Source organism: Streptococcus mitis (assembly GCF_003942765.1).
GTDB classification, from domain to species: Bacteria; Bacillota; Bacilli; order Lactobacillales; family Streptococcaceae; genus Streptococcus; species Streptococcus mitis_BE.
This window is the reverse complement of sequence record NZ_RJNW01000006.1, coordinates 23,472-45,216: the sequence shown is the minus strand read 5'-3', so window position 1 is coordinate 45,216 and position 21,745 is coordinate 23,472. Positions and strand designations below refer to the sequence as shown.

Annotated in this window: 27 protein-coding genes; 16 read left to right on the top strand and 11 right to left on the bottom strand. The window is 42.1% G+C overall.

Annotated elements, in window-relative coordinates:
* Window positions 1-78 precede the first annotated feature (78 nt).
* Entirely contained in the window at window positions 79-747 is a 669-nt protein-coding gene (locus tag D8849_RS08910; RefSeq protein WP_125386813.1) for an MIP/aquaporin family protein, read from the top strand.
* A 217-nt stretch (window positions 748-964) separates the two neighbouring features.
* Here the strand turns inward: D8849_RS08910 and queF are convergent, their stop codons facing one another.
* The 7 genes from queF to D8849_RS08875 all read right to left on the bottom strand — a co-directional run bounded on the left by queF (window position 965) and on the right by D8849_RS08875 (window position 4,512).
* Window positions 965-1,456, bottom strand: a complete 492-nt coding sequence (gene queF / locus D8849_RS08905) for a preQ(1) synthase (RefSeq protein WP_000082578.1) — start codon at window positions 1,454-1,456, stop codon at window positions 965-967.
* Window positions 1,457-1,474: 18 nt separating this feature from the next.
* The gene (queE, locus tag D8849_RS08900) at window positions 1,475-2,191 is read right to left on the bottom strand and encodes a 7-carboxy-7-deazaguanine synthase QueE (RefSeq protein WP_125386812.1); all 717 of its coding nucleotides are present in this window, start codon (window positions 2,189-2,191) and stop codon (window positions 1,475-1,477) included.
* Window positions 2,184-2,627, bottom strand: a complete 444-nt coding sequence (queD, locus tag D8849_RS08895; RefSeq protein WP_125386811.1) for a 6-carboxytetrahydropterin synthase QueD — start codon at window positions 2,625-2,627, stop codon at window positions 2,184-2,186. The genes queE and queD overlap by 8 nt, the downstream gene beginning before the upstream one ends.
* Entirely contained in the window at window positions 2,627-3,280 is a 654-nt protein-coding gene (queC, locus tag D8849_RS08890) for a 7-cyano-7-deazaguanine synthase QueC (RefSeq protein WP_125386810.1), read from the bottom strand. Before queC ends, queD begins: the two co-directional genes overlap by 1 nt.
* A 201-nt stretch (window positions 3,281-3,481) precedes the next feature.
* Complete coding sequence (trxA, locus tag D8849_RS08885) at window positions 3,482-3,796, bottom strand: thioredoxin (protein WP_001029581.1); 315 nt, start codon at window positions 3,794-3,796, stop codon at window positions 3,482-3,484.
* 15 nt (window positions 3,797-3,811) lie between these two features.
* A complete protein-coding gene (locus tag D8849_RS08880) occupies window positions 3,812-4,033 on the bottom strand; it encodes a DUF4649 family protein (protein ID WP_033687231.1) in 222 nt (73 codons plus the stop codon).
* Window positions 4,034-4,131: 98 nt separating this feature from the next.
* Window positions 4,132-4,512 (bottom strand): MarR family winged helix-turn-helix transcriptional regulator, encoded by a 381-nt coding sequence (locus D8849_RS08875; protein WP_185756239.1) that lies wholly within the window; start codon window positions 4,510-4,512, stop codon window positions 4,132-4,134.
* 283 nt (window positions 4,513-4,795) lie between these two features.
* Here D8849_RS08875 and D8849_RS08870 point away from each other — a divergent pair, with 283 nt between their 5' ends.
* A complete protein-coding gene (locus D8849_RS08870; RefSeq protein WP_000781325.1) occupies window positions 4,796-5,170 on the top strand; it encodes a CidA/LrgA family protein in 375 nt (124 codons plus the stop codon).
* Window positions 5,167-5,862 (top strand): LrgB family protein, encoded by a 696-nt coding sequence (locus D8849_RS08865; protein ID WP_125386808.1) that lies wholly within the window; start codon window positions 5,167-5,169, stop codon window positions 5,860-5,862. The genes D8849_RS08870 and D8849_RS08865 overlap by 4 nt, the downstream gene beginning before the upstream one ends.
* Before the next feature lie 51 nt (window positions 5,863-5,913).
* Here the strand turns inward: D8849_RS08865 and gggC are convergent, their stop codons facing one another.
* From gggC to D8849_RS08845, 4 genes are all read right to left on the bottom strand, one after another.
* The gene (gggC, locus tag D8849_RS08860; protein WP_125386807.1) at window positions 5,914-7,461 is read right to left on the bottom strand and encodes a streptosactin export ABC transporter GggC; all 1,548 of its coding nucleotides are present in this window, start codon (window positions 7,459-7,461) and stop codon (window positions 5,914-5,916) included.
* 138 nt (window positions 7,462-7,599) lie between these two features.
* Complete coding sequence (locus D8849_RS08855) at window positions 7,600-8,367, bottom strand: hypothetical protein (protein ID WP_125386806.1); 768 nt, start codon at window positions 8,365-8,367, stop codon at window positions 7,600-7,602.
* Between the two features lie 15 nt (window positions 8,368-8,382).
* Window positions 8,383-9,078, bottom strand: a complete 696-nt coding sequence (locus D8849_RS08850) for an ABC transporter ATP-binding protein (protein ID WP_061864434.1) — start codon at window positions 9,076-9,078, stop codon at window positions 8,383-8,385.
* 4 nt (window positions 9,079-9,082) lie between these two features.
* Complete coding sequence (locus tag D8849_RS08845; protein WP_020901665.1) at window positions 9,083-9,448, bottom strand: GntR family transcriptional regulator; 366 nt, start codon at window positions 9,446-9,448, stop codon at window positions 9,083-9,085.
* A 139-nt stretch (window positions 9,449-9,587) separates the two neighbouring features.
* Between D8849_RS08845 and nrdR the strand changes: the two genes are divergently transcribed.
* The 13 genes from nrdR (at window position 9,588) to alr (ending at window position 21,727) form a co-directional block, all read left to right on the top strand.
* Window positions 9,588-10,061 (top strand): transcriptional regulator NrdR, encoded by a 474-nt coding sequence (nrdR, locus tag D8849_RS08840; protein ID WP_001203672.1) that lies wholly within the window; start codon window positions 9,588-9,590, stop codon window positions 10,059-10,061.
* Window positions 10,062-11,231, top strand: coding sequence for a DnaD domain protein (locus D8849_RS08835; protein ID WP_125386805.1), 1,170 nt, complete (start codon window positions 10,062-10,064; stop codon window positions 11,229-11,231). It begins immediately after the preceding gene.
* Window positions 11,232-12,128, top strand: coding sequence for a primosomal protein DnaI (gene dnaI, locus D8849_RS08830; RefSeq protein ID WP_020903243.1), 897 nt, complete (start codon window positions 11,232-11,234; stop codon window positions 12,126-12,128).
* Window positions 12,125-12,838 (top strand): NADPH-dependent oxidoreductase, encoded by a 714-nt coding sequence (locus D8849_RS08825; protein ID WP_020903244.1) that lies wholly within the window; start codon window positions 12,125-12,127, stop codon window positions 12,836-12,838. Before dnaI ends, D8849_RS08825 begins: the two co-directional genes overlap by 4 nt.
* Window positions 12,839-12,851: 13 nt before the next feature.
* Entirely contained in the window at window positions 12,852-14,162 is a 1,311-nt protein-coding gene (gene der, locus D8849_RS08820) for a ribosome biogenesis GTPase Der (RefSeq protein ID WP_001207696.1), read from the top strand.
* A gap of 84 nt (window positions 14,163-14,246) precedes the next feature.
* A complete protein-coding gene (locus tag D8849_RS08815; protein WP_125386804.1) occupies window positions 14,247-14,582 on the top strand; it encodes a hypothetical protein in 336 nt (111 codons plus the stop codon).
* A gap of 65 nt (window positions 14,583-14,647) precedes the next feature.
* Window positions 14,648-14,995, top strand: a complete 348-nt coding sequence (locus tag D8849_RS10710; protein WP_000977067.1) for a hypothetical protein — start codon at window positions 14,648-14,650, stop codon at window positions 14,993-14,995.
* A 139-nt stretch (window positions 14,996-15,134) separates the two neighbouring features.
* Window positions 15,135-15,422: a hypothetical protein gene (locus tag D8849_RS08800; RefSeq protein ID WP_185756238.1), complete on the top strand. Its 288-nt coding sequence runs from the start codon at window positions 15,135-15,137 to the stop codon at window positions 15,420-15,422.
* A 145-nt stretch (window positions 15,423-15,567) separates the two neighbouring features.
* Complete coding sequence (gene secA, locus D8849_RS08795) at window positions 15,568-18,081, top strand: preprotein translocase subunit SecA (protein ID WP_125386803.1); 2,514 nt, start codon at window positions 15,568-15,570, stop codon at window positions 18,079-18,081.
* 80 nt (window positions 18,082-18,161) lie between these two features.
* Entirely contained in the window at window positions 18,162-19,193 is a 1,032-nt protein-coding gene (locus D8849_RS08790; RefSeq protein WP_125386802.1) for a 3-deoxy-7-phosphoheptulonate synthase, read from the top strand.
* Window position 19,194: 1 nt separating this feature from the next.
* On the top strand, window positions 19,195-20,226 hold the full coding sequence (locus D8849_RS08785) for a 3-deoxy-7-phosphoheptulonate synthase (protein ID WP_000864041.1): 1,032 nt from the start codon (window positions 19,195-19,197) through the stop codon (window positions 20,224-20,226).
* Window positions 20,227-20,271: 45 nt separating this feature from the next.
* Entirely contained in the window at window positions 20,272-20,634 is a 363-nt protein-coding gene (gene acpS / locus D8849_RS08780) for a holo-ACP synthase (RefSeq protein ID WP_185756243.1), read from the top strand.
* Complete coding sequence (gene alr / locus D8849_RS08775; RefSeq protein ID WP_125386800.1) at window positions 20,624-21,727, top strand: alanine racemase; 1,104 nt, start codon at window positions 20,624-20,626, stop codon at window positions 21,725-21,727. The genes acpS and alr overlap by 11 nt, the downstream gene beginning before the upstream one ends.
* Window positions 21,728-21,745 lie beyond the last annotated feature (18 nt).

Sequence of the window (21,745 nt, the reverse complement as noted above, 5' to 3'; positions counted from 1 at the left end):
ATTTCCAATCAATTTTCTTGAAACCCTTTCCCTCTTTTGATAGACTAGTATCTAGTTTTTGAAAAAAGGAGAAAGAAAATGAAAAAATTTGTTGCTGAGTTAATCGGTACATTCATGCTTGTGTTCGTCGGAACAGGAGCTGCTATTTTTGGAAATGGTCTTGATGGCCTTGGTCACCTAGGGATTGCCTTCGCCTTTGGTTTAGCAATCGTAGTCGCAGCCTACTCAATCGGAACTGTTTCAGGTGCTCATTTGAATCCAGCTGTTTCTATTGCTATGTTTGTTAACAAACGTTTGTCATCTTCAGAGCTTGTAAACTACATCCTGGGACAAGTAGTTGGAGCCTTCTTAGCATCTGCTTCTGTCTTCTTCCTCTTGGCTAACTCAGGGATGTCAACTGCTAGTCTTGGTGAAAATGCCTTGGCAAACGGTGTCACTGTCTTTGGTGGTTTCTTGTTTGAAGTTATTGCAACTTTCTTGTTTGTCTTGGTTATCATGACTGTGACATCAGAAAGCAAGGGCAATGGCGCGATTGCTGGTTTGGTAATCGGTTTGTCCTTGACGGCGATGATCCTTGTGGGATTGAACATTACTGGGTTGTCTGTAAACCCAGCTCGTAGCTTGGCACCAGCTGTCTTGGTAGGTGGCGCAGCCCTTCAACAAGTTTGGATTTTCATCCTTGCCCCAATCGTTGGTGGAGTTTTTGCAGCCCTTGTTGCAAAAAACTTCCTTGGAACAGAAGAATAATTGAAACTCAAAAAGCCTTGCTCCTCAACTTGAGGAACAGGGCTTTTTCGTATTATACTCTTCGAAAATCTCTTAAAACCACGTCAGCTTCCATCTGAAACCTCAAAACAGTGTTTTGAGCTGACTTCGTCGGTCTTATCTACAACCTCAAAGCAGTGCTTTGAGCAGCCTGCAGCTAGCTTCCTAGTTTGCTCTTTGATTTTCATTGAGTATGAGTTTAACGGTTGTCAATTTTCTCTGGATAAAGGTCGTGTTGGAAGAGGCGTTGTTCTGCCAAGCCTTCATACTTAGTTCCAGGCTTACCGTAGTTGTAGTAGGGGTCGATTGAGATGCCACCGCGCGGAGTGAATTTTCCCCAGACCTCTAAATAGCGAGGGTCTAGCAATTTGACCAAGTCTTTCCCGATGGTGTTGATACAGTTTTCGTGAAAATCTCCGTGATTTCGGTAGCTAAAAAGGTAGAGTTTGAGGGATTTTGACTCGACACAGAGCTTGTCAGGAATGTAGGAAATATAGATAGTTGCAAAGTCTGGTTGAGCAGTGATTGGGCAAAGTGAGGTAAATTCAGGACAGTTAAATTTGATAAAATAGTCATTTTCCACATGACGATTGTCAAAGGATTCGAGGACTTCTGGTTGATAGTCAAAGATGTAGTTGGTTTCTTTGTTGCCTAGTAGGCTTAGGTTTTTCATTTCTTCTTGTTGTGACATGATTTTTTCTTTCTAATCTTAAACTCCACGTTGGTTATCGTAGAGGAGGGTATGGAGTTGAGGAAGGACGCGGACATTGCCCCAGCTATCGTCGGCAGCGATGCGTTCCCAGAGTTCTTTGAGGCGGTCCAGTTGATCTTGGACAATATTACCCGTAGCCTTGGGCTCAGGATTTCCTGCTGATAAAAAGAGAACATCTGGTTGGTAGCGTTCTTGTATGCCTCTGGCAAAGGCCAAATCTGCATCGTCAAAGACAGGGATTTTAAAGGTGACCTTGTCTGGATCAAGTTGGGAAACGATAAAGTCCAAGGTCTCAAAGTTGACTTCCATCTTGGATGAAGGAGGTTTGGGACTGAGGGTGACCTGGTCGATGTCTTTCAACCAATTTTGCCAGCGAGATCCTTGAGTTTCAACAGCTAGAGTGACACCACGTTCCTTGAGTTTAGTGACCAATTCGGCCATGTTGGCTGCTAGGATAGCAGGATTTCCCCCAGATAGGGTTACGTAGTCGTAGCTTCCTAGTTTATCCAAGGCAGCAATAACCTCGTCAGCAGTCATACGAGTTGGCTTTTCAGATCCATCCCAAGTAAAGGCAGAATCGCACCAGTCGCAGTGGTAGTCGCAACCAGCAGTGCGGACAAACATGGTTTTCTGCCCGATAGCACGACCTTCACCTTGAAAAGTTGGGCCGAAAATTTCCAGAACTGGTAGTTTGAGGATACGTTCCCTAGTCATCTAACCACTCCCGTCTAAACTCCGCAAAGGCAGTCGGAGTTTCATAGAGGCGAATGTATTCCAAACGGAGACCGCGTTCATCTGGCAACTCTTGACTCATGGTTTGGAAAATCCAGTAAACCATATTTTCAGCAGTCGTGTTCATATAGGGAAGAGTTTCATTGAGATAGCGATGATCCAAGTGGGGTTCTAAGTAGTTCTTGTAGATGGCTTTGATATCTCCAAAATCGTAGGCCATGCCACGTTCATCTAAAAATCCACTGACAGCAATCTGCAGACGATAGGTGTGGCCATGAAGGGATTTGCATTTTCCCTCATAGTGAAAGAGGTGGTGGGCAGCATCAAAGGTAAACTCTTTTGATACCAAGGTTCTGTGAGGATTGTAGACAAGAGACTCCCCGGTTTCCTGTTTGATTTCTTTGGGTGCAAAAAACATTAGGCCTCTCCTTTCTGTGAGAGATAAACATCAAGACCATGTTGACGTAGGTGGCAGGCTGGGCAATCTCCACAGCCACTTCCGATAATCCCGTTGTAGCAGGTTAAGGTCTTTTCACGAACATAGTCAAAGGCACCGAGTTGGTCGGATAATTCCCAAGTTTCAGCCTTATCTAGCCACATGAGAGGTGTTTGGATAACAAAGTCGTAATCCATGGCAAGGTTGAGGGTAACATTAAGGGATTTGACAAAGACATCTCGACAATCGGGGTAGCCTGAGAAGTCTGTCTCGCAGACACCTGTCACGATATCTTTAATGCCTCGTTGCTTAGCAAGAACTGCCGCAAAGGATAGAAAGAGGTGGTTGCGACCGTCAACAAAAGTATTGGGAACCTCTCCCTCTTTTTGCTCAATCTCTAGATCAGAAGTCAAGGCGTTTTCAGTGATTTGCCCCAGCAGAGACATATCTAGGATATGATGACGAATCCCCTGTTCCTTGGCGATTTCTCTAGCAACTTGAATTTCGAGATGATGGCGTTGGCCGTAGGCAAAGGTAACGACTTCGACCGTTTCATAGTGTTCTTTAGCCNAAAAGAGGCAGGTTGTAGAATCTTGACCGCCACTAAAGACGACCAAGGCTGATTGACGTTTCATAATACTCCTTCCAAAATGGGGAATGTTCAGAGCACGCAAAAAGCTCCCTTGAGGGAGCTAAAAAATACCAAGTAGAGGTTTTTTTTAGCGATGGCATGTCCCAAACATCGTAATATTCTATCTACAGTCTAGCATATTTTTTGAAAAATGGCAAAGGGCAAGAAAAAAGAGACCAAAGAAAGTACTTGGTCTCTAATATGATTAGCTCAATTCAGCAACGATGGCCTTGATTTGTTCTGCTGTATGAACACCTGCAACTTGTTTCACTACTTGGCCGTCTTTTTTGAAGAGAAGAGTTGGGATAGACATGATTCCAAAAGCACGAGCTGTGTTTGGATTTTCATCAACATCCATTTTAACGATTTTCAAGACATCTTCTGAAAGTTCTTCAGACAATTTATCCAAGATTGGACCTTGCATACGACATGGACCACACCAAGTTGCCCAGAAGTCTACCAAGACCAAACCGTCTTTTGTTTCTTGTTCAAATGTTGCATCTGTAATTGCTTTTGCCATTGTATTTCTCCTTTTTTAGTTATATTGGCTTAAATCTTGTTTCATGAGATAGAAGAAGACATCTCCATAAGTCCCATGGTAGTCCAAATCATGACCGTTGTATGTTAATTTTTGGACAGGATAGTAGTCTGCGACGCCGATAAGGCAAGCTTGTTGCGAACGATCAAAGTCTTCATAAGAATCGAAGGTTACAGTTCTTTCGTTCTTGCTGGCATCTAGATAGGTAATTTCAATCATGTTTAAAACTCCTTTGTTTAATGATGATTTCATTTTACTCCTTGTAAAAGAGAATGTCAAGAAAAATGATTGCGCACGCAACTTTTTCTAAAATCATCTTAAATCAAGAAATCCAAACCAGTTTCCAAGCTTGCTTCGACAGCCTTTTGTAGAGAGGCCAGTGTCTTTTGCCCATCACTTGTCAGGCAGATAAAACTAGAGCGTCTATCTTGATCACAACACCTGCGACTAAGCAGACCGCAATTTTTGGCTTCCAAGCGAGCCACCATCCGAGAAACAGCGCTCGGGCTCAGATGAAGTTTATCTGGCAGGTCAATTTGGCGTAGAGATTTTTCTTGAGCCAAGTCCAGATAGTAGAGCAGGTAGAACTCTTTCAAGGTCAGACTTTGCTCGCTCTGCTGGCAAATAGTCTCTTCCAAGAGACTTTCAATTTCTTTCTGACGCCGATTGAAGTCAAACCATTTTTCTAAATAGGTCATAGTATCTCCTTTCTTTTTAGAGTTATAAGATAGAAGAATGTCCATTAACGGACAGTCTCTGCATCACAAGATGAATGCGCATGCAATAATTATACTACTTTTCAAAAGAGCTGGCAAGAAAGACGCAGGCATCTTTTATCCTAAATCATGCCTGTTTTCACAAGTCAAGAATTGTTTGTATCCCCTTTCTTCTCAAACTTTCATCAACTCTTGTGCATTTCCTTGAAATTTTCTGAAAAAAGAGTAAACTGGTATGCAAGAAGTCTATTTCGTGGAGTTTAGGATGAAATTATATGTTCAATTAATGATTCTCTTTGTGATTTCTCTAATCGGAGAGGGGATCTCTAGTTTCTTTCATTTGCCCATCCCAGGCAGTATTATCGGTTTGATTATTCTCTTTCTAGCCCTACAATTCAAGTGGCTGAGAACTAGGCATGTCAATATGGTGGGGAATTTCTTGCTGGCCAATATGACCATTCTCTTTTTGCCGCCAGCAGTGGGAATCATGGAGAAGTTTGATGTGATTGCTCCCTATCTTTTGCCAATTGTTTTGATTGTCTTTTTTGCAGCAGTCATCAATATTATCCTCATAGCCTTGGTAGTTCAGTTTATCAAACGACGGTTTGAGGGAGATTATGAGAAAGGAGATGCCAAATGAGTGAATTTGTTTCCAATCCCCTGTTTGGGATTGCCCTGTCTATCCTAGCTTATCTAGTAGGAATGCTGATTTACAGACGTTTTCCCCATCCATTGACAACTCCCTTGCTTTTGTCAGCTGTTTTCATTATCATCTTTCTAAAGGTGACGGGTATTTCTTACCAAGATTACTACCAAGGTGGGGTTTATTTGAACAACTTGATTGTCCCATCGACCGTGGCTCTAGGGATTCCGCTTTATAAGAGTTTTCACTTGATGAAGCACCATGCTCGGAGTATTCTCTTTGGTAGTCTGCTAGCGGTAGTGGTCAATACCTCTTTCACAGCCCTTGTAGCTAAGATTTTTGGCATGGACTTTTTCCTAGCTATTTCTCTCTTTCCCAAGTCAGTAACAACCGCCATGGCAGTGGGAATCACAGAAAAATTGCAAGGCTTGACGACCGTGACTTTGGTGGTTGTAGTAGCAACTGGGATTTTAACCAGTGTTATCGGACCAACCCTTTTGAAGTGGTTGAAAATTGACGACCCAGTAGCTGTTGGTCTTTCTCTTGGAGGAACAGGTCATGCTGTCGGAACAGGAACTGCCTTCCGATACGGCTCTGTAGCAGGAGCCATGGGTGGCTTGGCTATCGGTGTCACAGGTATTCTCTATGTCTTTGTTAGCCCTATCGTAGCCAGTTTGATATTGAGTTAAAAAGCAAGGAATTTGAATTCCTTGCTTTTTAAAATCATATGTTATAGACTATTACTTTTCTTTGTTTAAGTGAATGACTTGATCGTAGTGTCTTAAGTCCTCTTCTGCGTAGTGGTGAATGACTTCAATGACTGTTTGAGGTAGGAAGAAGAGCAAGTCGCTAATTTTTCTGCTATTTTTCGAGTCAAGATTGGCCTTAATCTCATCGGCTAAGATGAGTTGACTATCGTGGTAGAGGGCGCGAGCAATTTCTAGGCGTTGTTTTTCTCCACCAGACAGACTATCATTGCTGAGCGTTCGATTTTTCAAATGTAATAATCCTGTTTTTTTAAGGATATGATTTAAAGTCTCAGGACTTTTATCCAGTCCTAGAAGGATATTGTCTTCCAGAGAGAGCGTATCAAAGTAATGGCTATCTTGGAGGATATAGGAACTAATGCTTGTGATTTCTTGACGGGACAGGTTCTGACCAGCAAAGCTAATCTGTCCACTTGTCGGTGTCTCTTCTCCATGAATGATATTGAGCAGGGTCGTCTTACCAGAGCCACTTTCGCCGATAATGGCAATTTTTTCTCCTTGCTTGATGTGCATGGAAATCGGAGACAGGAGGCTGTTTCCATCTTTTTCTAGGGAGATGGTGTCAAGTTGGAGAGGGAAAATATTTTCTATGCTACTAGGCGAGATGGAGTCAGACTGGTCCAAAAGTTTTTGGTATTTGTTGAGAAGAGTTCGAGTCGCTTTTCGGGTGTTGGTAAAGTAGGCCAACTCTTGGAATTGATAGCCGATATTATGGGAAACCAGATAGATGGCCACAAAACTCGCCGCATCTAAATAATTATAGTAGGTCATAAATCCACCGATGACGATTGGTGTGACAGAACAAAAGGCATCGATGCTATTGATCAAGAGACTGTTTAAAGTGCGTTGTTTTTCATAGTTAATTTCGGTATCTAGACTGGTTTGTAATTGCTTTTGATAGCGAGCAAAAAAGAAGTCTTGTCCCTGATAATGGCGAATTTGTTGGCTACCACCAATAAAGTTTGTCAAACTTGCTAAGTAGCTCTGGTTAACAGTGGACCGCTTTTCAGAAAGTGAATCCAAGCGCTTGGATCCGATAGCACTGCAGAGTACAGGAAAGGAGTAGAAGAGAATGAAAATCAAGCCCAGGTAAAAATTGGTCCATAGGGCATAGAGAATGGACACAGTGGTGAAGCCCAGGGAAGAAATAATGATAACCGTTGGTTCGATATAGCTTTCTTCTAGTTGCTTGACGTCGTTTTCTAGGTCGGACAAAATATCCTTTTCATCAATCTCATAACTGTTTAAAAATCGCTTGAAAATAGCACTCTTGATTCCATATTTGAAATCAGTAATCAAACGAGCGTAGTAATAGCGTTTCCCAGCCAAACCTAGTAAGAGGATGAGATTACCAAGGATTCCTAAAATCAAAACTTTCCAAAGAAGGCCTAGTTCTTGATTTGTAAAACTAGCAACAATATTCTGAACAAGTGCTGGTGTGATAATTGCTTCCAGCCAGGTAACGGCAATAGAAAAGAAGTAAAGTAAGAGGTGTTTCTTAGTAACAAATCTTCTCAGCATAAAGACTTGACCTCCTTATCGATATATATGTAATCAGTTTTTAATTTATTATACTCCTTTATCTCAAATACTTCATATAAAAATGTAGGTGTTGAAGACGAAAAAAGCCTAGCGAGTTATTGTCGCTAGACTCTGAGATTATTGCAAATTAACCTTGTTTTTCAAGATATAGTAGGTACCGAGATAAAAGATAGCTATGAAAATGAGTTCTTCAACAATGCCTATGCTTGCCCCCATATAGAAATTATCATTAAATCCTGCTAGTGAATTGACATAGAAGTTAGTACTGCTATTGAAGAAGATTTCAATAATTCCAATAACGATTCGGATACCAATGTAGGCTGCAACAGCGAGTGCTGTACGATATTCATTGAAAAGTTGTCCGATAGAAATGGCCAAGTAAATGCAGAGGATCCCTGAAATTGTACTAAGCAGGAAGGATAAGACAGTAAGACCAAAGCCGGTAAAATGTTCTCCAACAAATGATAGAAGAGTAGAAAGTTGAACTTCATTATAATTTGTTGACAATAAGATAATATAGATACATAGGAGTAAGACAGCAGTGCTGACAATAGACCAGATAAAGGCCCCAACTAGTTTAGCTGTGATGATATGGTGTTCAGAAACTGGCAAGGTCAAAGTCAGATAGCCTTGTCGGTCATAGACACTACCTTTAAAGCGTTTAATAATCAAGAAAAGAGTTGAAATCCCAAGTGTAAGCATCAAGCCACCAAAGACAGTAGCTAGAAAAAATAGCATAGTAGCCTGACTTTCTTGGTAAGGTAGATTTTTAAAGCCTTGTGTCTGTATTCCGATAAGGGCAGAAAGGACTAGAACAGCAGCGTAGAGGGCTAAATACCACTTGTTAACATTTTTAAATTCGTAGCGAATTAAATTCCAAAACATAATAATCTCCTTTACTTAGGCCTTAAATTCCTGACGGAAGAGTTGGTCAATGGATTCACCTGACTCATAGCGAATATCATCTACATTTCCTTGACGGACGACTTTTCCGTCCTTTAGGAAGACAATTTCATCCAAGATTGGCTCGATATCAGAAATCAAGTGGGTAGAAATCAAAACGCTAGAAGTTGGGGAATAGTTATTGATAATGGTATTGAGGATGTAATCACGGGCTGCTGGATCCACACCACCAATTGGTTCGTCTAAAACGTAGAGGCGGGCGTCACGGCTCATAACCAAAATCAGTTGGACCTTTTCCTTATTTCCTTTTGATAGTTTCTTGAGACGACTATTTTCATCAATGCCGAGGTCTGCAAGTAGATGATGGGCGCGTTCCAGATTGAAATCTTTATAGAAGGTCTTGAAGTAGGTTAGGGCTTCTTTGACCTTCATTTGTTCATTGAGATAGGTCGTATCCGGCAAATAAGCTACGATAGCTTTGGTTGCTGGGCTTGGATCCATGTCGTTGATGAGGACGCGTCCTTGGTCTGGTTGTAAGAGCCCATTGATTAGTTTGATCAAGGTTGTTTTTCCTGAGCCGTTTGGGCCAAGGAGACCGACAATTTTTCCAGCGGGGATGTCAAGAGAAACATTTTCAAGGGCTGGGGTTGCTCCATAAGATTTGGATACATTTTCAAATGCTAGTAATGACATAGGCTTAAACTCCTTTAATATAATCGCCGACTACGCCTGGTAGTTCTTCTTTTTCATAGCCAAAATGGGTCATGGAGGAAACGAAGTGTTCCAATTCTTCTTCTGATAGTTGTTTACGCGATTGGGTGATCAGCTCCTTATCCTCGGTCACAAATCGTCCAGTTGTGCGCTTGCTGTAGACAAATCCTTCTCGTTCAAGGTCTGACAAGGCTCTTTGGATGGTGTTGGGATTGACACCTGCCTCGCTAGCTAGCTCTCTCACGGTTGGAAGTTGTTGATTGGGTTCCAGTGTATGGGAAACAATCTGAAGCTTGATTTTTTCCATAATCTGTAAATAAATGGGTTTTTTATTGTCGAATGTCCAGGACATCTTGTTCTCCTTTCATTTATCCTTTTGTCTTAATCAAATAATACAACAAAACAAAAAACTTGTCAAGCAAAAAGAAGAATTGTTTTGGGAATCGCTTAAAAAATGGTATAATGAAAAGAAAACGATAAGGAGGGAAAGGATGCGTTGTCCAAAATGTGGGGCTACCAAGTCAAGTGTTATCGATAGTCGCCAAGCAGAAGAAGGGAACACCATTCGTAGAAGACGTGAGTGCGACGAATGCCAGCACCGTTTTACAACCTACGAACGGGTAGAAGAAAGAACCTTAGTGGTTGTTAAAAAAGATGGTACACGGGAACAATTCTCCAGAGATAAAATCTTTAATGGAATTATCCGCTCAGCCCAGAAACGTCCTGTGTCAAGTGATGAAATCAACATGGTAGTCAATCGTATCGAACAGAAACTCCGTGGTCGAAATGAAAATGAAATTCAAAGTGAGGACATTGGTTCACTCGTCATGGAGGAGTTAGCTGAACTGGACGAGATTACCTATGTACGTTTTGCCAGTGTCTATCGTAGCTTTAAGGATGTGAGTGAGTTAGAGAGTTTGCTCCAACAAATCACCCAGTCCTCTAAAAAGAAAAAGGAAAGATAAATGAAGCCAATTGACCGTTTTTCTTATCTAAAGAATAATCGGGTGTCGCAAGATACCTCATCTCTGGTACAGTGCTACCTCCCGATTATCGGTCAGGAGGCACTGAGCCTTTATCTTTATACCATTAGTTTTTGGGACAATGGTAGAAAGGAATACCTCTTTTCAAGCATTCTCAACCATCTCAACTTCGGGATGGATAGACTTTTAAAATCCTTGAAAATCCTATCTGCTTTCAATCTCTTGACCCTCTATCAAAAAGGGGATGTCTATCAGCTAGCCCTCCATGCTCCACTTTCGAGTCAGGATTTCTTGGAGCATCCTGTTTATCGCAGACTCTTGGAGAAAAAGATTGGCGATGCAGCTGTGGAGGATTTGAAACTTGAAAGTGCTGAGGGAGAAGAAATACCTGTCTCACTCAATCAAGTATTTCCAGACTTGGCAGAACTGGGAAGTCAAGAATACCTTGCTCCCAAGAAGAAAGTGGCTAATGATTTTGACTTGGACCATTTTCGTCAGCTTATGGCTCGAGACGGGCTTCGTTTTGCGGATGAGCAGTCCGACGTCTTAAACCTGTTTGCCATTGCTGAGGAAAAGAAATGGACTTGGTTTGAGACCTATCAATTGGCCAAGTCAACAGCTGTTTCCCAGGTTATTTCAACTAAACGCATGCGGGAAAAAATTGCTCAAAAACCAGTTTCCTCTGACTTTAATCCTAAGGAAGCAACCATTATTAAAGAAGCCAAAAGTAAGACTGCTCTGCAGTTCTTGGCAGAAATCAAGCAGACACGCAAGGGAACCATTACCCAAACAGAAAGAGAACTTTTGCAACAGATGGCTAGCTTGGGCTTGCTGGATGAAGTCATCAATATCATTCTCTTATTGACCTTTAATAAGGTGGATTCGGCAAATATCAATGAGAAATATGCCATGAAAGTAGCCAATGACTATGCCTATCAAAAGATTCATTCGGCAGAAGAAGCAGTCATGCGAATCCGTGAGCGAGGGCAGAAGAGCCAGGCTCAAAAGACTAGTAAACCGAGTCCTACCAAGTCCAATGTACCCAAGTGGAGCAATCCAGATTATAAGAATGAAACCAGCGAGGAAACTCGTCTGGAACTAGAACGTAAGAAACAAGAACTATTAGCTCGATTAGAAAAAGGAGGAGATTAGATGGAAAGTGTCGGAGACGTACTCAAGCGTCAACCTAGCCGTTTTCATTATCAAGATTTGGTCCAGAAAATCATGAAGGATCCTGATGTTGCGGCCTTTATCCAGCAAGAATCCCTGACTCCAGAGGAATTAAATCGCAGTATCTCCAAGTTTAATCAGTACATCACCGAGCGAGACAAGTTTCTTCGTGGTGATACAGATTATATTGCCAAAGGCTACAAGCCGATTTTGGTTATGAATCATGGCTATGCGGATGTTTCTTACGAAGAAACTCCTGAACTAATCGCGGCTGAGAAAGAAGCGGCTATTAAGAACCGTCTCAAGTTAATCAATCTGCCAGCCAGTCTCAGGAAAGCTAGTTTGGCTCAAGTAGACTTGGATGATTTGGGTCGCTTGCCAGTTTTTGAAAAGCTATTAGCCTTCGTGGAGCAATATCCAGCTATTCGAAAAGGTCTTTATTTGTATGGAGACTTTGGTGTGGGTAAAAGTTTCATGGTGGCTGCCTTGACTCATGATTTATCAGAAAAACGAGGTGTTTCATCCACTCTTCTCCATTATCCTAGCTTTGTCATTGATGCTAAAAATGCCATCAGTGATGGCAACGTCAAGACCCTGGTAGATGAGATTAAGCTTTCTGAAGTCCTGATTTTAGATGATATTGGTGCCGAGCAATCAACACCTTGGGTGCGGGATGAAATCCTACAAGTCATTCTCCAATATCGGATGCAGGAAAATTTACCGACCTTTTTCACCTCCAACTTCAACTTTGAAGAATTGGAGCTGCATTTCGCTAAAGGGAAACATGGAAATGACGAAACCTGGGAAGCCAGACGCGTCATGGAACGCATCCGTTATTTGGCTGAGGAGACTCGTTTAGAAGGAGTGAACCGTCGATGACAGAAACAATCAAATTAATGAAGGCTCATACTTCAGTGCGCAGATTTAAGGAGCAATCCCTTCCTCAGGAAGACTTGACTGAAATCCTGACAGCAGCCCAAATGGCCTCGTCTTGGAAGAATTTCCAATCCTACTCTGTGATTGTGGTACGAAGTCAAGAGAAGAAAGATGCTCTGTATGAATTGGTACCTCAAGAAGCCATTCGCCAGTCTGCTGTTTTCCTTCTCTTTGTCGGAGACTTGAACCGAGCAGAAAAGGGAGCACGACTCCATACGGATACCTTCCAACCTCAAGGTGTAGAAGGTATCTTGATTAGTTCAGTCGATGCGGCTCTTGCTGGTCAAAATGCCCTGCTTGCAGCTGAGAGCTTGGGCTATGGTGGTGTCATTATTGGCTTGGTGCGTTACAAGTCAGAAGAAGTGGCAGAGCTTTTTAACCTGCCTGACTACACCTATCCTGTCTTTGGGATGGCGCTAGGTGTGCCAAATCAAGAACATGAAGTCAAACCTCGCTTGCCATTGCATCAAGTGGTATTTGAGGAAGAATATCAGGAACAAACAGTTGATGTGATTGAAGCTTATGACCGTGTACAGGCGGACTATGCTGGGGCGCGTGCAACCACAAGCTGGAGTCAGCGTCTAGCAGAACAGTTTGGTCAAGCAGAACCAAGCTCAACTAGAAAAAATCTTGAACAGAAGAAGTTATTATAGAAAGTGAGAAATTATGGCCCTACCAACTATTGCCATTGTAGGACGTCCTAATGTTGGGAAATCAACCCTATTTAATCGGATCGCTGGTGAGCGAATCTCCATTGTAGAAGATGTCGAAGGAGTGACACGTGACCGTATCTATGCAACGGGTGAGTGGCTCAATCGTTCCTTTAGCATGATTGATACAGGAGGAATCGATGATGTCGATGCTCCTTTCATGGAACAAATCAAGCACCAGGCAGAAATTGCCATGGAAGAAGCAGATGTTATTGTCTTTGTCGTGTCTGGTAAGGAAGGAATTACTGATGCAGACGAATACGTAGCCCGTAAGCTTTATAAGACCCACAAACCAGTTATCCTCGCGGTTAACAAGGTGGACAACCCTGAGATGCGAAATGATATCTATGATTTTTATGCCCTTGGTTTGGGTGAACCACTGCCTATCTCATCTGTCCATGGTATCGGTACAGGGGATGTGCTAGACGCTATTGTAGAAAATCTTCCCAATGAATATGAAGAAGAAAATCCAGATGTCATTAAGTTTAGTTTGATTGGTCGTCCAAACGTTGGAAAATCAAGCTTGATTAACGCTATTTTGGGAGAGGACCGTGTCATTGCAAGTCCAGTTGCTGGAACAACGCGTGACGCTATTGATACCCACTTTACAGATACAGATGGTCAAGAGTTTACCATGATTGACACGGCTGGTATGCGTAAATCTGGTAAGGTTTATGAAAATACTGAGAAATACTCTGTCATGCGTGCCATGCGTGCTATTGACCGTTCAGATGTGGTCTTAATGGTCATCAATGCGGAAGAAGGAATCCGTGAATACGATAAACGTATCGCAGGATTTGCCCATGAAGCTGGTAAAGGGATGATTATCGTGGTCAACAAGTGGGATACGCTTGAAAAAGACAACCACACTATGAAAAACTGGGAAGAAGATATCCGTGAGCAGTTCCAATATCTACCTTACGCACCGATTATCTTTGTATCAGCTTTGACCAAGCAACGTCTCCACAAACTGCCTGAGATGATCAAGCAAATCAGCGAAAGTCAAAACACACGTATCCCATCAGCTGTCTTGAACGATGTGATTATGGATGCTATTGCCATCAACCCAACACCGACAGACAAAGGAAAACGTCTCAAGATTTTCTATGCGACTCAAGTGGCAACCAAACCACCAACCTTTGTTATCTTTGTCAATGAAGAAGAACTTATGCACTTTTCTTACCTGCGTTTCTTGGAAAATCAAATCCGCAAGGCCTTTGTTTTTGAGGGAACACCAATTCATCTCATCGCAAGAAAACGCAAATAAAAAAGTAGAATCTGGAATGACATTTCCAGATTTTTTTGATAGAATGAAGGTAAAGAAAACGCTATCAAATAGAGGGGGCTGGTGATGAAACATTTGTTTAAATTCTTACTCATATTTCCCTGTATTTACTTTTTCAGCTGGATTGACAAGGATAATAGAGATAGTAAATTTTTCCCATTTTTTTACTATTTTTACTGGATTTACATCCCCCTCTATGCTCTTTTTAGCCTTGCTTGGACAGTTTTTTCAGTTCTATTTTTCAATATCGTCTTGAGAAATGTGACAGATATCAAGTTATGGGGCGTTTGGTTTCTTTTTATTCTACTAGCTATTAGTATGAATTGGTTAACTTATTCCTGTTTCAAAAAAATGCTTGGCTTGAGACGGGGACTAGGAAAATATAAAGGTGGAAGGCATTGATTTATATTGGTAATAACATTTAATAGAACGAAACTACAGAAAACAATTTCAAAGAGGAGGTGTCGATGATGAAACTGTCCTTTAATTGGTTTCATTTGATACTCTTATTTCCTTGTTTTTACTTTTTTTATTGGATAGATAATGCTGATAGAAACAGTAAGTTTTTCCCCATTATCTACTATTTCTACTGGATTTATATTTCCCTTTTAGCTCTGTTTAGCTTGGATATGACAATTTTTTCATTCTTATTTTTCCCTTTTGTTCTAAATTATGTATCAGATGCTAGTACTTGGGGTGTTTGGTTGCTTTTGATAGTCTTATCTCTAGGCAGTGACTGGTTAGACTATATCTTTTTCAAAAACATGTTTCGCTTGAGACGAGAACTAGGGGAGTCTAACGGTGGAAGGCATTGATTTATACTCTTCGAAAATCAAATTCAAACCACGTCAACATCGCCTTGCCGTACTCAAGTACAGCCTGCGGCTAGTTTCCTAGTTTGCTCTTTGATTTTCATTGATTATTATATTACTTTCTATTTGTAGGAGGTTGCTTATGGAACGTCTAAAATCATTTATTACACAATATTCTAAATTCTATATTGGTTTAGTTCTGCTGATCTGGCTGGCTTTCTTCTTTGTTCCTTGGGATAAACCAGTTCTGGGAATATCTATCAATCTCTTAATCATGCAGAAAGTTTTACTAGTTTTTGGAATTCTGTCGATTTTGATGGCCTTGCTGTCCAAGAAAGTCAGTCTCTTTGTTTTTGGATTGATCTGCTGTTTTTCTCTTTGGATTAATCTATTTATCCTATTTGCGATTTTGCCGATTTTTGGCAATTAAAGTATCATAAAAGTCAGAGAGGTTAGCTTGGAAACTAGCCTCTTTTTCCTTTTCAAAATGGGGATTCTTCCTTGAAAATAATCAGTAATTGTGCTAAAATTAAAAGAACATTCTAAAATATTCGGAATTTAAAGTAAGGAAAAACATGGCTAATATTTTAAAAACAATTATCGAAAATGATAAAGGAGAAATCCGTCGTCTGGAAAAGATGGCTGACAAGGTTTTCAAATACGAAGACCAAATGGCTGCTTTGACAGATGACCAACTAAAAGCAAAAACAGTTGAATTTAAAGAACGTTATCAAAATGGAGAATCACTGGATTCACTGCTTTATGAAGCATTTGCGGTTGTCCGTGAGGGTGCCAAACGTGTCCTAGGTCTCTTCCCATATAAGGTTCAGGTCATGGGTGGAATCGTTCTTCACCATGGTGACGTGCCAGAGATGCGTACAGGAGAAGGGAAAACCTTGACTGCGACTATGCCCGTATACCTCAATGCTCTTTCAGGTAAAGGGGTTCACGTAGTTACGGTCAATGAATACCTATCAGAACGTGATGCGACTGAGATGGGTGAATTGTACTCATGGCTTGGTTTGTCAGTAGGGATTAACTTGGCTGCGAAATCTCCAATGGAGAAAAAAGAAGCCTATGAGTGTGATATTACTTACTCAACCAACTCAGAAATCGGATTTGACTACCTTCGTGATAACATGGTCGTTCGTGCTGAAAACATGGTACAACGTCCGCTTAACTATGCTTTGGTTGATGAGGTTGACTCTATCTTGATTGACGAGGCTCGTACACCTTTGATCGTATCAGGTGCTAACGCAGTTGAAACCAGTCAGCTCTACCACATGGCAGACCACTATGTAAAATCTTTGGACAAAGACGACTACATCATCGATGTGCAGTCTAAGACTATTGGTTTGTCTGATTCAGGGATTGACAAGGCTGAAAGCTACTTCAAACTTGAAAACCTCTATGACATCGAAAATGTGGCTTTGACTCACTTTATCGATAACGCCCTTCGTGCCAACTACATCATGCTTCTCGATATTGACTATGTGGTGAGCGAAGAGCAAGAAATTTTGATCGTTGACCAATTTACAGGTCGTACCATGGAAGGTCGTCGTTATTCTGATGGATTGCACCAAGCCATTGAAGCCAAAGAAGGTGTGCCAATCCAGGATGAAACCAAGACATCTGCCTCAATCACTTACCAAAACCTTTTCCGTATGTACAAGAAATTGTCTGGTATGACAGGTACAGGTAAGACTGAGGAAGAAGAATTCCGTGAAATTTACAACATTCGTGTTATTCCAATCCCAACCAACCGTCCTGTTCAACGTATTGACCACTCAGACCTTCTTTATGCAAGTATAGAAGCTAAGTTTAAGGCGGTTGTCGAAGACGTTAAGGCTCGTTACCAAAAAGGTCAGCCTGTCTTGGTTGGTACAGTAGCGGTTGAAACCAGTGATTACATTTCTAAGAAATTGGTCGCAGCTGGCGTTCCTCACGAAGTCTTAAATGCTAAAAACCACTATAAAGAAGCCCAAATCATCATGAATGCTGGTCAACGTGGTGCTGTTACTATCGCAACTAACATGGCCGGTCGTGGTACCGACATCAAGCTTGGTGAAGGAGTTCGCGAATTGGGTGGACTTTGTGTGATTGGGACAGAACGCCATGAAAGCCGTCGTATCGATAACCAGCTTCGTGGACGTTCAGGTCGTCAAGGAGACCCAGGTGAGTCACAATTCTACCTCTCTCTTGAAGATGACTTGATGAAACGTTTTGGTTCTGAACGCTTGAAGGGAATCTTTGAACGTCTCAACATGTCTGAAGAGGCCATCGAGTCTCGTATGTTGACGCGTCAGGTTGAAGCGGCTCAAAAACGCGTCGAAGGAAATAACTACGATACCCGTAAACAAGTCCTTCAATACGATGATGTCATGCGTGAACAACGTGAAATTATCTACGCTCAACGTTACGACGTCATCACTGCAGATCGTGACTTGGCACCTGAAATTCAGGCTATGATCAAACGCACGATTGGTCGTGTCGTTGATGGTCATGCGCGTGCGAGACAAGATGAAAAACTAGAAGCAATTTTGAACTTTGCTAAGTACAACTTGCTTCCAGAAGATTCTATTACTATGGAAGACTTGTCAGGCTTGTCTGATAAGGCTATTAAGGAAGAACTCTTCCAACGTGCCTTGCAAGTTTACGATAGTCAGGTTTCAAAATTACGCGACGAAGAAGCAGTCAAAGAATTCCAAAAAGTCTTGATTCTACGAGTGGTAGATAACAAGTGGACAGATCATATCGATGCCCTTGATCAATTGCGTAACGCGGTTGGACTTCGTGGCTATGCTCAGAACAACCCTGTTGTTGAGTATCAGGCAGAAGGTTTCCGTATGTTTAATGACATGATTGGTTCGATTGAGTTTGATGTGACACGCTTGATGATGAAAGCACAAATTCATGAACAAGAAAGACCACAAGCAGAACACCATATCAGTACAACAGCGACTCGCAATATCGCTGCCCACCAAGCAAATATACCAGAAGATTTGGATTTGAGCCAGATTGGACGGAATGAACTTTGCCCATGTGGTTCTGGTAAGAAGTTTAAAAACTGTCACGGTAAAAGACAATAAAATGAGATAGTTTAGAGGCGGATACCTTGTGAAAAGTAAATTTTTACTTGGTATCCGTTTGCTTTATAAGGAGATGAGTTATGGTATTTACAGCAAAAAGTCCTAAAATTAATATTGAAGAAGTTCGTGCCTTATCAAAATTAGAAGGCCAAGCTTTGGAGAGAAAATCTCAGCGCGATCAAGAGCTAGAAGCCATTATACGTGGAGAAGACCAGCGGATTCTCTTGGTAATCGGGCCATGCTCATCTGACAATGAAGAAGCTGTTCTTGAATACGCTAAGCGTTTGGCGACTCTACAAGAAGAAGTAGCAGACCGTATCTTTATGGTTATGCGTGTTTATACAGCTAAACCTCGTACCAACGGAGATGGTTACAAGGGCTTGATTCACCAGCCTAATGCGACAGAAGCACCAAGCCTCATCAACGGAATCAAAGCCGTGCGCCATCTTCACTATCGTGTCATCACGGAAACAGGTATGACGACAGCTGATGAAATGCTTTATCCTGAAAATCTTCCGCTTGTAGATGATTTGATTTCTTACATGGCGGTTGGTGCCCGTTCAGTTGAAGACCAGCAACACCGCTTTGTGGCAAGTGGGGCAGATTTTGCGACTGGGTTTAAAAATCCAACCTCTGGAAATCTCAATGTTATGTTTAATGGGATTTATGCTGCTCAAAACAAACAAAGTTTCCTTTTCCTAGGAAAAGAAGTGGAAACAACTGGGAACCCGTTTTCGCACGCTATTCTTCGTGGAGCAATCAATGAGTATGGTAAGAATATTCCTAACTACTACTATGATAATTTGATGGATACTATTGCTCAGTATGAGAAGATGGGCTTGGAAAATCCTTTTATCATTGTGGATACCAATCATGACAACTCTGGTAAGCAATACATGGACCAGATTCGAATTGTTCGCCAGACCTTGATTAACCGTGATTGGAATGAAAAAATCAAGCAGTACGTTCGTGGCTTTATGATTGAGTCTTATCTAGAAGACGGTCGTCAGAACGAACCGGAAGTATTTGGCAAGTCTATCACAGACCCTTGCCTTGGCTGGGAAAATACGGAAGTCCTCGTCAGAGAAATCTACCAAACGCTAGGAGAATAAGATGGCATTTATTGAAAAAGGTCAAGAAATCGATATTGAAGCAATCAAGGCAGAAACCCAATTGTCTGCGGAAGCCTTGCGCCTAAAGGAGCGCCGTGATAGAGAATTGGCAGACATCATTTCAGGAGAAGATGACCGGATCCTTTTGGTGATTGGTCCGTGCTCTTCTGATAATGAAGAGGCGGTCTTGGAATATGCTCGCCGTTTATCCGCCTTGCAAAAGAAGGTGGCGGACAAGATTTTCATGGTTATGCGTGTTTATACAGCTAAACCTCGTACCAACGGAGATGGCTATAAGGGTTTGGTTCACCAACCGGATACTTCTAAGGCTCCAAGTCTGATCAATGGCTTGCAGGCTGTGCGCCAGTTGCACTATCGTGTGATTACAGAGACTGGTTTGACAACGGCAGATGAGATGCTTTATCCGTCAAATCTGGTATTGGTAGATGATTTGGTCAGCTACCATGCTGTTGGGGCTCGTTCTGTGGAAGACCAAGAGCACCGCTTTGTGGCTTCAGGAATTGATGCACCAGTCGGAATGAAAAATCCAACCTCAGGAAACCTTGGGGTCATGTTTAACGGTATCTATGCCGCTCAGAACAAACAGACCTTCCTCTTCCATGGTCAAGAAGTTGAGACTTCAGGAAATCCCTTGGCCCATGTCATCCTTCGTGGTGCAGTTAATGAATATGGGAAAAATGAGCCTAACTTTTACTATGAAACCTTGCTAAATGCCATTGAGCGCTATGAAGCCATGGGACTTGAAAATCCCTTTATTCTCATTGATACCAACCATGATAACTCAGGAAAGCAATATATGGAGCAGATTCGAATTGTTCGCCAGACTTTGCAAAATCGTGATTGGAATGAGAAGATTAAAAAGACAGTTCGAGGCTTTATGATTGAATCTTACCTAGCAGATGGTCGTCAAAATCAACCAGAGGTCTTTGGTTGCTCTATTACGGATCCTTGCTTGGGTTGGGAAAATACAGAGGCTTTGGTAGAAGAAATCTATGCTACCTTGACAAAATAAGTGAAAAGGATGGAGTTGGGGGAATCTCAACTCCTTTTGATGAGAATGATAGTTGGACACGGAATTGACATCGAAGAATTGGCTTCGATAGAAAGCGCAGTTACACGACATGAAGGCTTTGCCAAGCGCGTGCTGACCGCTAATGAAATGGAACGGTTTAACAGTCTTAAAGGGCGCAGGCAAATCGAATATTTAGCTGGTCGCTGGTCGGCTAAAGAAGCCTTTTCTAAGGCAATGGGAACTGGTATTGGCAAGCTCAGTTTTCAGGATTTGGAAGTCTTGAACAATGAACGCGGGGCGCCTTATTTTAGTCGGTCACCATTTTTAGGAAAGATTTGGCTGTCTATCAGCCACACTGATCAGTTTGTGACAGCCAGTGTCATTTTGGAGGAAAATCATGAAAGCTAGTCCACATAGACCAACCAAGGCTCTGATTCATCTGGGAGCTATTCGACAAAATATTCAGCAAATGGGGGCTCATATCCCTGAAGGAACGCTCAAGTGGGCTGTTGTCAAGGCTAATGCCTATGGGCATGGGGCTGTTGCTGTTGCGACGGCTATTCAAGATGATGTTGATGGCTTTTGCGTTTCCAATATCGATGAAGCCATTGAACTCAGACATGCTGGACTCGGCAAACGAATCCTTATTTTAGGAGTTTCTGATCTAGAAGCTGTTTCTCTTGCTAAAGAATACGATATCACCTTGACTGTGGCTGGACTGGAGTGGATTCAAGCCCTCTTAGATAGGGAAGCAGACCTATCAGGTTTGACAGTCCACCTCAAGATTGATTCAGGAATGGGACGGATTGGTTTTAGAGAGGCTCGTGAAGCTGAGCAGGCTCAAGACTTGCTCCAACAACATGGTGCTCGTGTTGAAGGGATTTTCACCCACTTTGCGACTGCAGACGAGGAATTAGACGACTACTTTAATGAGCAGTTAGAACGGTTTAAAACCATTCTGTCAAGTATGAAAGGTCTTCCAGAGCTGGTTCATGCCAGTAATTCGGCAACGACTCTTTGGCATGCAGAGACTATTTTCAATGCGGTCCGTATGGGAGATGCTATGTATGGTCTTAATCCTAGCGGAGAGGTTTTGGACTTACCCTATGACTTGAAACCAGCCTTGACCTTGGAATCTGCTCTAGTTCATGTCAAGACAGTTCCATCTGGAGCTTGCATGGGCTACGGAGCGACCTATCAGGCAGATAGCGAGCAAGTCATAGCGACGGTGCCAATTGGTTATGCGGATGGTTGGACACGAGACATGCAGAATTTTTCTGTCTTGGTAGATGGCCAAGCTTGCCCAATCGTTGGGCGGGTCTCTATGGACCAAATCACCATTCGTCTGCCTAAGCTTTATCCGCTGGGAACCAAAGTCACCCTTATTGGTTCTAATGGGGGCAAGGAAATCACAGCTACTCAGGTAGCGACCTACCGTGGGACTATTAACTATGAGGTGGTTTGTCTTCTCAGCGATCGCATTCCGAGAGAATATTATTAGAAAAGAAAGGAGTGGAGC